The sequence below is a fragment of the uncultured Lutibacter sp. genome (assembly GCF_947493565.1).
GTDB lineage: Bacteria > Bacteroidota > Bacteroidia > Flavobacteriales > Flavobacteriaceae > Lutibacter > Lutibacter aestuarii.
The window spans coordinates 232,226-244,793 of sequence record NZ_CANLRG010000001.1; the positions used below are offsets into that span (position 1 = coordinate 232,226).

The window sequence follows — 12,568 nt, forward strand, 5'->3', positions numbered from 1 at the left end:
CATAAAAAACCTCTTTTAAATTTAAAAGAGGTTTTTTTTATGGAATTGAATAGTGATTATTTTTTAGTCAACCATTTTCTTGCATTTACAAAAGCTTCTAGCCAAGGAGAAACTTCATCTGTTCTTTCGCTTGGGTAATACGCCCAATTCCATTGGAAAATAGAACGTTCAATATGTGGCATCATTACCAAATGTCTTCCATCTTTACTACTCATCATCGCTACATTATAATCAGATCCATTAGGGTTGGCAGGATATGTGTCATAGCCATATTTTGCAACAATATGGTAGTCATTTTCTTCCATAGGCAAATTAAATTTACCTTCTCCGTGAGAAATCCAAACTCCTAAAGTGCTTCCTGCTAAACTAGATAACATTACCGAGTTGTTTTCTTGAATGTTTACCGAGGTAAAATTACTTTCGTGTTTATGTGAATCGTTGTGAAGCATTTTACCATGCACTTTGTGTTCTGGATTGATAACTTCTAATTCCATAAATAATTGACAACCATTACAAATACCAACGGATAGCGTATCTTCACGTTTAAAGAAGTTATCTAAAGCTGTTTTGGCTTTTTCATTGTATAAAAATGCTCCAGCCCACCCTTTGGCAGAGCCTAGTACATCTGAGTTGGAGAAACCACCAACAGCACCAATAAATTGAATGTCCTCTAAAGTTTCTCTACCACTAATTAAGTCGGTCATATGTACATCCTTTACATCAAAACCAGCCAAATACATGGCATGTGCCATTTCACGCTCACTATTACTTCCTTTTTCACGAATAATCGCTGCTTTTGGTCGTGGTTTTGTAGGGTCTATTACTGGAAGTTTTCCTGTAAAATGATTGGGTAATTTAAAAGTTAAAGGTTGTACCTTATAATTGTTAAAACGTTCTTTTGCCAAATCATTTGCAGTTTGCTTACGATCTAATAAGTACGAAGTTTCATACCAAACATCACGCAATTCAGGAATATTAAATTCTATTAGTTTTCCGTTGTTTGTAATTTTTACAGATTCGCTTCTAACCGCATTTCCTAATTCAAAAAATTCTACCTGGTTTTCAGTGAGTATGGAAGCAATATCTTCTGAATCACTTTGAAAAATGATACCGCTATTTTCGGCAAACAACGCTTTTACAGTATCAGCTTCACCTAAAGAAGAAATATCAATGTTTAAACCTATTTGCTCTTGTGCAAAACACAGCTCTAATAAGGTAGTAAGCATTCCACCAGCAGAAATATCGTGTCCGGCTAAAATTTTACCTTCTTTAATAAGTTGTTGTACGGTATTAAAAGCATTTTTAAATTTGGTTGCATCTTTTATGGTTGGCGTTTCTGTTCCAATTTTATTTTGAATTTGAGCAAAAGAAGAGCCCCCTAATTTAAAGCAATCGTTAGATAAGTTGATGTAATATATTTTATTTAAACCTCTTTTTTGAAGTACGGGTTCTACTACTTTAGAAATATCATTACAATGTGCAGCAGCCGAAATAACTACTGTCCCAGGAGAAATAACTTCTTCATTAGGATATTTTTGTTTCATAGAAAGAGAATCTTTTCCAGTAGGTACATTGATGCCTAATTCAATGGCAAATTCTGAAACCGCTTTTACTGCTTGGTACAAACGGGCATCTTCACCTTCATTTTTACAAGGCCACATCCAGTTTGCTGATAAAGAAACCGATGCTAAATTATCTTGTAACGGCGCCCAAATAATGTTAGTTAAGGCTTCTGCAATGGCATTTTTACTTCCAGCAGCAGGATTGATAAGAGCACTCACAGGCGCATGTCCAATAGAAGTAGCAACTCCTTCTTTTCCTTGATAATCTAATGCCATTACCCCCACATTATTTAACGGCAGTTGTAAAGGACCTGCACATTGTTGTTTGGCTACTTTACCACCTACACAACGATCTACTTTATTGGTTAACCAATCTTTACAAGCAACCGCTTCTAACTGCAAAACTTGTTTGATATAGTTGGGAATGTTTTGTTCAGAATAGGGAACTTCCGCATAGTTTCTTTTTAAGGAAGTGTCTGTCATAATCGTTTTAGGAGAACTTCCAAACATGTCGGTCAACGCTAAATCCATAGGTTTATCGCCTTTGGTTTTAGATTCAAACGTAAAACGTTGATTGTTGGTAACTTCACCTACTTCATAATAAGGAGAACGTTCTCTTTCCGCCACACGTTTTAAAGTTTCGGCATCATTTTTACCAATTACCAATCCCATGCGTTCTTGAGATTCATTTCCTATAATTTCTTTTGCAGATAGGGTAGGATCGCCAACAGGTAATTGATCTAAGTCAATCAATCCTCCGGTTTCTTCTACCAATTCAGACAAGCAGTTTAAATGACCTCCAGCGCCGTGGTCATGAATAGAAACAATAGGATTGATATCGCTTTCTACCATTCCACGTATGGCATTGGCAGCTCTTTTTTGCATTTCAGGATTGGAACGTTGTACAGCATTTAATTCAATACCGCTTTCAAACTCTCCTGTATCAGCAGAAGACACTGCTGCACCTCCCATACCAATGCGATAATTTTCACCTCCTAAAATTACAATTTTATCACTTTCCTTAGGGGTATCTTTAATGGCTTGTTCTGCTTTTCCATAGCCAATACCACCCGCCTGCATAATCACTTTATCAAAGCCTAATTTACGAGCATCTTCTTCGTGTTCAAAGGTCAATACAGAACCCGTAATTAAAGGTTGTCCGAATTTATTTCCAAAATCAGAAGCTCCATTAGAGGCTTTGATTAAAATATCCATAGGAGTTTGGTACAACCACGCTCTTTCTTTCATTCCTTGTTCCCAAGGACGGTTTTCGTTTAAACGAGAATAAGAAGTCATATACACTGCGGTACCCGCCAAAGGTAACGAGCCTTTTCCACCTGCCAATCGATCTCTAATTTCTCCACCTGACCCTGTAGCAGCTCCATTAAAAGGTTCTACTGTAGTAGGGAAGTTGTGCGTTTCTGCTTTTAGTGAAATGACTGTATTGAACTCCTTTTTTTCATAAAAATCTGGTTTGTCAGCTGATTTTGGAGCAAATTGTTCTACGGTAGGCCCTTTTACAAATGCCACATTGTCTTTATATGCAGATACGATGCTATTAGGATTGGTTTCCGATGTTTTTTTAATCAGCTTAAATAAGGAGGTTGGCATTGCTTCGCCATCGATGATAAAAGTTCCGTTAAATATTTTATGACGACAGTGTTCAGAGTTTACTTGAGAAAATCCAAATACCTCAGAGTCGGTTAGTTTTCTACCAATTCTATTGCTCAATTCATTTAAATACTCAATTTCTTCTTCATTTAAAGCCAAACCTTCTTGAATGTTGTAGGCGGCAATGTCTTCAATTTCTATAATTGGTGCTGGATCTATATCAATATCAAAAGTAGTTTGATTTAAGATTTGGTACTTTTGAAAAATCATAGGATCAAATTCCTCTTGTGCATTGGAAGCATTGAATTCTTCTATTCTTAGAATGCCTTCAATTCCCATATTTTGTGTAATTTCAACAGCATTGGTACTCCAAGGCGTAATCATAGCGGCACGAGGACCAATAAAAAAAGCATCGATAGATGCCTCTGTTAGTTTTTCTTGGTTTCCAAAAAGCCAGTTTAATTTTAAAGTGTCTTCTTGCGAAAGTTCTTTTGACGTTTGCACAGCATAAATTTTGCTGTTTTTGTTTCCAAAGAAATGAATCATATATCGATTTTTTTAGAGAAATGTTAGAAAATGCAAATTTAATTAAATTATTAGAATTAACACTTTTATTTTTGAGTTTGCTTCGTTGTGCTCGGAACGTCTTTACGAGGAATTGCAAATGACGAAGTAAACTGTTACTACTGATTGACAGTTTGCTTCGCTACGCTCGGGTTTGCTTCGCTACGCTCGCAATGACGTTCGCAATGACTGACGGAGTTCCTTTTATCTTCATGGAGAATGCCTTATATTTACCAAATCTAAAAAAAAGACAAGAAAGCTCAAAAAAATCATCCTCAAAATATATGAAAGAACTCCTACAAATAGCTATCAAAGCAGCAATTGCAGCAGGTGCAGAAATTATGAATGTATATGCTGGAAAGATAGCTGTTACCTTAAAATCGGATAGTTCTCCTTTAACCATTGCTGATGAGCAAGCCAATACCATTATCAATAGCTATTTAAAAACTACACCATTTCCTATTATCAGCGAAGAAAATAAACAAGTATCGTACGCTACAAGAAAACAATGGGAATGCTGTTGGATGGTAGATCCTTTGGATGGTACCAAAGAATTTATTAAAAGAAATGGTGAGTTTACCGTAAATATTGCGTTGATTGAACAGGGAAAACCCGTGCTTGGAGTTATTTATGTGCCAGTGACTAAAACTTTATATTATGCCATTGTTTCAGATACTAAAGCCTATAAAATTGAGTTAAGTAAGCATCAGTTTACAAACCAACTGTTTCAAGATTGTATGGAAATCCACCCTCAAACTACTAATAATTCAATACTTACTATTGTGGGAAGTCGTTCTCATCACAGTAAAGAAACGTCAGATTTTATTCAAAGCTTAAAAGCTCAGGGTAAAGAAATTAACCTTATTTCAAAAGGGAGTTCCTTAAAATTTTGTGAAGTTGCTGAGGGAAATGCCAACATATATCCTAGATTTGCACCCACCATGGAATGGGATACTGCAGCAGGACATGCAATATGCAGTGCAGTGGGTTTAAAAGTAATGCAACAGCAGCAAGCTGAAGAATTGCACTACAATAAAAAAACATTGTTGAATCCCTATTTTATAGTTCAATAAACAATGAAACATATAAAAAAACAAGATTATACCATTAATAGGCAAGACAGAGCGCAAATAAATCAACACCGCTCTTGTTTAATTTGGTTTACCGGTTTATCGGGTTCAGGAAAATCTACCATAGCCAATTTATTAGAAAAAGAATTGTACCAACAACACATACATACCTATAGTTTAGATGGTGATAATTTACGCAGGGGGTTGAACAAAGATTTGACTTTTTCAAAAGAAGATCGTGAAGAAAATTTAAGACGAACCGCAGAAGTTGCCAAATTGTTTGTAGATGCTGGTGTGGTAGTTATTGCAGCGTTTATAAGCCCATATACTAAAATTAGAGAAGAAATTAAAAACATTGTTGGAAGCGAGCATTATATTGAAGTGTTTGTAAATACCCCTTTAGAGGTTTGTGAACAACGCGATGTAAAAGGTTTGTATAAAAAAGCACGTGCAGGTGAAATTAAAAATTTTACGGGGATTAGTGCACCTTTTGAAAATCCCACTCATCCAACAATAGAAATTAAAACGGTTGAAGAAAGTCCACAGCAGGCTGTTGCCAAAATTTTAGAAGTTTTAAAATCAAAATTATAAGTAAAACGATGTCTAAATACTATCAAAATTATATAGATGAACTAGAATCTGAAGCCATTTTTGTGTTGAGAGAAGTGTTTGCGGAGTTTCAAAACCCTGCAATTTTATTTTCAGGAGGCAAAGATTCTATTGTACTCACTCATTTGGCAAAAAAAGCTTTTTACCCAAGTAAAATTCCTTTTTCATTATTGCATATAGATACCGGACATAATTTTCCTGAAACCATTAAATTTAGAGATTATTTAGCCGCTAAATTAGATGTAAATTTAATTGTAGGAAGCGTTCAAGAAGCTATAAATGAAGGACGCGTAGTGGAAGAAAAAGGGCACCAAGCCACTCGAAATTTATTGCAAATTACTACTTTGTTAGATGCTATAGAAACGCATCAAATAGATGGTGCTATTGGTGGCGGCAGACGTGACGAAGAAAAAGCGAGAGCTAAAGAACGTTTTTTTTCACATAGAGATGATTTTGGGCAGTGGACTCCTAAAAATCAACGTCCGGAGTTGTGGAATTTATTCAATGCAAAAATGCATTATGGAGAACATTTTAGAATATTTCCTATTAGCAATTGGACAGAAATGGATGTTTGGCATTATATTTTACGTGAAGGTATTGAAATTCCTTCCTTGTATTTTGCTCATGAACGAGAGGTGGTATGGAGAAATAATAGTTGGATTCCAGTATCGGAATTTTTAATTCCCCTTAAAAATGAAAAAGTAGTTACCAAAAAAGTACGTTTTAGAACCTTAGGAGATATTACCATTAGTGGTGGTATTGAAAGTGAAGCGAATAATATAGCAAAAATTGTAAAAGAAGTTGCTGCCATGCGAGAAACAGAACGAGGAAATAGAGCCGATGACAAACGCTCTGAAACTGCGATGGAAGATCGTAAAAAGGAGGGGTATTTTTAGCTTGTGTAAGGGGTTGCTTCGCTTCGCTCGGGTTTGCGTCGCTGTGCTCGGGTTTGCTTCGCTGCGCTCGCAATGACGTGGGGAACGTCTTTACGAGGAGTTGAAAACGACGAAGTAAACTGTTAGTGCCGAGTTAGAGATTGCTTCGCTACGCTCGCAATGACGGTTCGCAATGACTGGCAGATTGCTTCGCTTCGCTCGCAATGACGTTCGCAATGACGTAAATAAAAAAAATAAAACATGCAAATAGATAAAAATCAATTATTACGTTTTACCACTGCAGGAAGTGTAGATGATGGAAAAAGCACCTTAATAGGTCGCTTGTTATACGATTCTAAATCCATTTTTGAAGACCAATTAAGCAATGTAGCCGCCATTAGTAAAAAGAAAGGTTTTGAACATTTAGATTTGGCATTGTTTACCGATGGATTACGCGACGAGCGTGAACAAGGTATTACCATTGATGTAGCATATCGTTATTTTACCACACCTAAACGAAAATTTATCATTGCCGATACTCCTGGTCATATTCAATATACTCGTAATATGGTTACAGGTGCTTCTACCGCCAATGTAGCTATTGTGTTAATTGATGCTAGAAAAGGGGTGATTGAACAAACTAAAAGACATTCTTATATTGCTTCATTATTACAAATTTCTCATATTATTGTATGTGTTAATAAAATGGATTTGGTAAACTATAGCGAGGAAGTTTTTACCAATATTGTACAAGATTATGAAGAAATTTCATCTAAAATGATGATTAAAGATGTACGGTATATTCCAATTAGTGCATTAAAAGGAGATAATGTAGTTATACGTTCACAGCAGATGCCTTGGTATCAAAATGCGCCTTTGTTACATACCTTAGAAACCATTCATATCAGTAGCGACACCAATAAGGTAGATGCTCGTTTTCCAGTGCAAACTGTATTGCGTCCGCAAAGCAATGATTTTCCAGATTTTAGAGGGTATGCAGGCAAAATAGCTGGAGGTATTTTTAGAACAGGAGATCAAGTTACAGTTTATCCATCAGGCTTATCATCTACCATTAAAACCATCAATCAATACGATGAATTGCTAGAAGAAGCTTTTGTAGATATGTCGGTGGTATTTACTTTGGAAGATGAAATTGATATTAGTAGAGGCGATATGTTGGTGAAATCGAATAATGTTCCTAAAGTAACACAAGACCTTACAGCGATGCTTTGTTGGTTGCATCATCAACCCGCCAAACCCAAAGCTAAATATATCATAAAACATACTACTAACGAACAGAAAGCCATTATTAAAAACGTGTATTATAAGGTAGATATTGATACGCTAAAGCGCAATGAAGAAGCTAAAGAAATTGAGATGAATACCATTTGCAAAGTTCAACTAAGAACTACCTTACCGTTGATTATTGATAGCTATTCTAAAAACCGAACCACAGGTAGTTTTATTTTAATTGATGCGGCTACCAATGAAACTGTAGCTGCTGGGATGGTGGTGTAGTGACAGATTGCTTCGCTGCGCTCGGGTTTGCTTCGCTGCGTTCGCAATGACGTTCGCAATGACAAGTGACAGATTGCTTCGCTTCGCTCGCAATGACTAAATTACTATCTTTAAACTATGAAAAAGGGCTATGTTTACTTAATCACCAATAAAAATAATACGGTAATTTATACAGGGGTTACTAGTAATTTACAAAAGCGGATACAACAACATAAAACAAAGTTTTATAAAGGTTTTACTGCAAGATATAATTGTAATAAATTGGTTTATTTTGAAGTGTTTGATGATATCAAACAAGCAATTTTAAGAGAAAAACAATTGAAGGCTGGGAGTCGTGCTAAAAAAGAACAGTTGATTGCTTTAAAAAATCCAAGTTGGGAGGATTTATTTGAGGGGGATTGGTAGATTGCTTCGCTGCGCTCGGGTTTGCTTCACTGCGTTCGGGTTTGCTTCACTGCGTTCGGGTTTGCTTCACTGCGTTCGGGTTTGCTTCGCTTCGCTCGGGTTTGCTTCGCTTCGCTCGGGTTTGCTTCACTGCGTTCGCAATGACTGACAGATTGCTTCGCTTCGCTCGCAATGACGGTTCGTAATGACAAAAAACTACTTCCATTTCCATTAAAAAGTCCTATATTTACCAACAAAATCAACCAAAATTCAAGCACGTCCTAAAAAGCTATTATTGAAACATTTGTTAAAAATTACAACAACAAAATAACTGTACATACGTTTCAAAAAGCAGGATAGGAGATTTATTTTTAAATGGCATTAGAAACCAAGATATATCAAAAGGAAAATAACACCAATATTGCAAAGCTGTTAAAAGACAGTATTAAAGATATTTACAACTCTCGGTTTTTATCTAAACAGTTGGCAGTACGTGATATTAAAGCGCAATATCGCCAATCGTTTTTAGGCATTATATGGGCGTTTATTACCCCTTTAACCACCGCTTTTGTTTGGATTTTTTTAAACCTTACAGGTACTATTCGCTTAACAGATACCGGAATTCCTTATCCAGTATATGCGTTTTCAGGTACTTTGTTATGGTCTATTATTAAAGAAGCGATAGATGCTCCTATGAGCAGTACTACAGCAGCCAAGGGGTTGTTATCCAAAATAAACTTTCCTAAAGAAGCCTTATTAGTATCTGGTATTTACAAATTATTGTTTAACAGTTTGGTAAAAATTATCATATTATTGGTATTTTTAGTGGTGTTTGGTGTGGGATTTCATAGCAGTTTGTTATTATTTCCTTTTGCATTTTTAGGTGCTATTTTATTTGGAACTACTATAGGTTTATTTATTACCCCTATAGGTATGTTGTATAACGATATTAAAAAAATAATCAGTTTGGGATTGGGCTTTTTAATGTATGCCACCCCAGTAGTATATGCCATTCCAAAAGAGGGATTGATGAAAACCTTAATGGAACTCAATCCGTTTACCCCCATTATTAGTACCACAAGAGCGTTTATAGTTGGACAAAGTCCGGAGTATTTAGCGTATTATGGGTGGGTATTGGCGGTTTGTATTCCTTTGTTGGTAGTGGGTTTGCTATTGTATAGAATTTCCATTCCTATACTGGTGGAGCGGATGAGTGCTTAAAAAGTCGTCCTTGCGAGGAGTCGCAGACGACGAAGCAAGCTTTTGCTGTGGAGTAACAGATTGCTTCGCTTCGCTCGGGTTTGCTTCACTGCGTTCGCAATGACGGCTCGCAATGACGTATGGAACGTCTTTACGAGGAGGGTACGACGAAGTAAACTGTTGAGATTGCTTCACTGCGTTCGGGTTTGCTTCGCGTTGCTCGCAATGACGTTCGCAATGACTAAAATAAAAAGTATGAAAGAAAACGAGGTATTGGTAAAAGTAGAACACCTGTCTAAAAAGTTTTGTAAAGACCTTAAAACCAGCTTATGGTATGGGGTAAAAGACTTGTATAGCAATGTGTTGGGCAATACGCAGCCTCGAAACCTGCGTCCTAAAGAGTTTTGGGCGGTAAAAGATATTAATTTTGAGCTGCGCCGAGGTGAGTGTTTAGGACTGATAGGGCACAATGGCGCTGGAAAAAGTACCTTATTAAAAATATTAAACGGACTCATTAACCCCGATGAAGGTAAAGTAACTATCAAAGGGCGTGTAGGGGCTTTAATAGAGCTAGGTGCTGGTTTTAACCCTATACTGTCTGGGAGAGAAAATATTTACAACAATGGTGCTATTTTAGGTTTTACCCGTAAAGAAATTGATACCAAAGTAGAAGCTATTATAGACTTTGCCGAAATACGCGAGTTTATTGATATGCCGGTACAAAATTACAGCAGCGGTATGAAAGTGCGCTTGGGCTTTGCCGTTGCCGCACAACTAGAACCTGATGTATTGTTAATTGATGAAGTATTGGCTGTGGGAGATTTAGGGTTTGTACTTAAATGCTATAAAACTATTGATAAAATATTGCCCCGTACTGCTATTATTTTTGTAAGCCACAGTATGCCTATGGTATCACGTATTTGTAATCAAATAATATTATTAGATAATGGCACAACTAAATTTCAAGATAAAGATGTAAGTAAAGCTATAGATTTATACTATACGCGTTTTGTTCAAAATGAAAGTAATCTTTTATTTACAGATGAAACTTTAGAATTAAATGAGGTAAAATTATTAGACTGTAATAAAAATAGTGATAACCTTTATCAATTAAATTGGTTAGATGATTTAAAAATATATTTTAGATTTAAATTAAAAAAGTCAATTAAAAATATTCCAATTTTTGCTATTGTAATTTTAGATAAAGAACAAAGACCTGCGGCTTATTTAGATTTAAACAATGACTTTTCTAATTTAGAAATTAAAAATAACTTTATTGAATTTGTAGTAAAACACAATAAAGTTCAATTTTCAAAAGGGGTATATTCTGTTGATATAGTTGTAAAAAGGGAAAAAACCAAGAATGTATATTTGAGACAAAATAATATTCTATCATTTCAAATAAAACATGATTTAGATATTTTCCCTCCGTTTTTATTAACTTCTGATTTTCAAAAAGTTTAATCCAAACATGTATAATTATTTTAAATTTATGCTCAAAAAATCAAAAAAATTCATAAAAAAGATTTTTTTTAAGGATGTTATTGTTGCACAACAAAACACTAATGATAAAATGTTTCCTGTTGATTTAATTCCGATAACTGATACCAGAGATGAAGATGTTTTTGTAGTTGGTTTTCCAAAATCTGGCAATACTTTAATGCAACACATAATAACGCACTTAGTTTATGGCATAAATAAAGAAGGTAGTAGAAGTATGGTTAATTTTATTGTTCCAGATATATATACAAATACACATTATTTTAGATTTAATGATGTTTGTTTCTTTAAATCTCATAACTTACCTGAAAAACGTTATAAAAAAGTTATTTATATTATGAGAGACGGCAGGGAAGCTTTATTATCTTATTATCATATGATGAAAAATATGGGAAAAGAAGTTTCTTTGGAAGACTTGTATATGGGTAAAGTAGATATTTTTGGGGGCACTTGGCAAAAACATATTTTAAGTTGGGAAAAAAATCCATTTAATGCTGATATTTTATGGATTAAGTTTGAAGATTTGAAAAACAATAAATTAAAAGAATTAAAACGCATTTGTAATTTTTTAAATATTACTAGAACAGATATTGAATTGAATGAAGTAGTAAAATTAACATCAATAGGACATATGAAAGAATTGGAAAAAAGGGAGGACTGGACAAGTATGAAAAAGGGAAAATTCTTAGATGGTATGAATTTTATAAGAAAAGGCAATTTAGATACTTTCAAAAAAGAAGTTCCAGATGATTTAATAAATATATTTGAAATTTCAAATTCTATAAGTTTAAAAAAATATTATAAATAAGATAAAATTAATGACTTACTTTTATTTCGGAATTCATAAAGCGGCATCAACTTGGTTAATTCAAATTTTGTATGATTTATCTGATTTACTGAATATAAATCATAAACATTATCATAGTGCAAAAATGTTTAATCACAATATTGAAAATGAAATTGCAATAAATAATTTAGATTTCTTTTCTTATACAAATGCTGAATATAATTCTGTTAAAAAATTGAATAGGTCATTTAAGGGGTTTCACGTTATTCGTGACCCTAGAGATATTGTTGTTTCATCTTATTTTTCGCATCTAAAAACACATTCTGATTATATGTGGCCAGAATTAAATGAATACAGGGCTGAGCTAAAATCATTAAATTTTGAGGAGGGAATACAAGCAACTATGAGACATTTAGATGATATGATGATTGACGGCGAGCCTGTTAAGATTTTTGATAGTCTTAATAATTGGAATTATGATAATGAAAATATATTTGAAACTCGTTTTGAGGACCTAACGAAAAATCCATACATTTTTTTACCTAAAATATTTATTTTTTTAGGATTATTAGATAAAAGAAGTACTTTACCACATACTTTAACTAAAAAAGAGATTTTAAATGAGTTAATTTTCAATATTAATAGTAATAAAAAAAGAGATTTAAATTTTGGGTTATTAATGAGTTTAATTTATAAGCACGATTTTTACTTTAAAACAAAAGGAAGGTTTAAAGGCGAATTAAATGAAAATAGTCACTATAGAAAAGGAGAAGTTGGAGATTGGCAAAATTATTTTACAAAAAAGAATATAAATTATTTTAAAGATAATTACGGAGAATTATTAATTAAACTAGGTTATGAAAATAATAACAATTGGTAATTTAATTT

General features: G+C 34.2%; 10 protein-coding genes. 9 read left to right on the plus strand and 1 reads right to left on the minus strand.

Annotated elements, in window-relative coordinates:
• Positions 1 to 56 precede the first annotated feature (56 nt).
• The gene (gene purL / locus Q0714_RS00975) at positions 57 to 3,719 is read right to left on the minus strand and encodes a phosphoribosylformylglycinamidine synthase (RefSeq protein ID WP_298262423.1); all 3,663 of its coding nucleotides are present in this window, start codon (positions 3,717 to 3,719) and stop codon (positions 57 to 59) included.
• A gap of 203 nt (positions 3,720 to 3,922) precedes the next feature.
• Between purL and cysQ the strand changes: the two genes are divergently transcribed.
• From cysQ to Q0714_RS01020, 9 genes are all read left to right on the plus strand, one after another.
• Positions 3,923 to 4,810 (plus strand): 3'(2'),5'-bisphosphate nucleotidase CysQ, encoded by an 888-nt coding sequence (gene cysQ, locus Q0714_RS00980; protein WP_367181308.1) that lies wholly within the window; start codon positions 3,923 to 3,925, stop codon positions 4,808 to 4,810.
• A 3-nt stretch (positions 4,811 to 4,813) separates the two neighbouring features.
• On the plus strand, positions 4,814 to 5,398 hold the full coding sequence (gene cysC / locus Q0714_RS00985; RefSeq protein ID WP_298262424.1) for an adenylyl-sulfate kinase: 585 nt from the start codon (positions 4,814 to 4,816) through the stop codon (positions 5,396 to 5,398).
• Between the two features lie 8 nt (positions 5,399 to 5,406).
• A complete protein-coding gene (gene cysD, locus Q0714_RS00990; RefSeq protein WP_298262425.1) occupies positions 5,407 to 6,312 on the plus strand; it encodes a sulfate adenylyltransferase subunit CysD in 906 nt (301 codons plus the stop codon).
• Positions 6,313 to 6,552: 240 nt separating this feature from the next.
• The gene (locus Q0714_RS00995; protein ID WP_298262426.1) at positions 6,553 to 7,809 is read left to right on the plus strand and encodes a GTP-binding protein; all 1,257 of its coding nucleotides are present in this window, start codon (positions 6,553 to 6,555) and stop codon (positions 7,807 to 7,809) included.
• Positions 7,810 to 7,926: 117 nt separating this feature from the next.
• Positions 7,927 to 8,214, plus strand: coding sequence for a GIY-YIG nuclease family protein (locus tag Q0714_RS01000; protein ID WP_298262427.1), 288 nt, complete (start codon positions 7,927 to 7,929; stop codon positions 8,212 to 8,214).
• Between the two features lie 354 nt (positions 8,215 to 8,568).
• Positions 8,569 to 9,414: an ABC transporter permease gene (locus tag Q0714_RS01005; RefSeq protein WP_298262428.1), complete on the plus strand. Its 846-nt coding sequence runs from the start codon at positions 8,569 to 8,571 to the stop codon at positions 9,412 to 9,414.
• Between the two features lie 234 nt (positions 9,415 to 9,648).
• Entirely contained in the window at positions 9,649 to 10,857 is a 1,209-nt protein-coding gene (locus Q0714_RS01010; RefSeq protein WP_298262429.1) for an ABC transporter ATP-binding protein, read from the plus strand.
• Between the two features lie 28 nt (positions 10,858 to 10,885).
• Positions 10,886 to 11,701 (plus strand): sulfotransferase domain-containing protein, encoded by an 816-nt coding sequence (locus Q0714_RS01015; RefSeq protein WP_298262430.1) that lies wholly within the window; start codon positions 10,886 to 10,888, stop codon positions 11,699 to 11,701.
• A 10-nt stretch (positions 11,702 to 11,711) separates the two neighbouring features.
• Positions 11,712 to 12,560: a sulfotransferase domain-containing protein gene (locus tag Q0714_RS01020; RefSeq protein ID WP_298262431.1), complete on the plus strand. Its 849-nt coding sequence runs from the start codon at positions 11,712 to 11,714 to the stop codon at positions 12,558 to 12,560.
• The last annotated feature ends 8 nt before the right edge of the window (positions 12,561 to 12,568 follow it).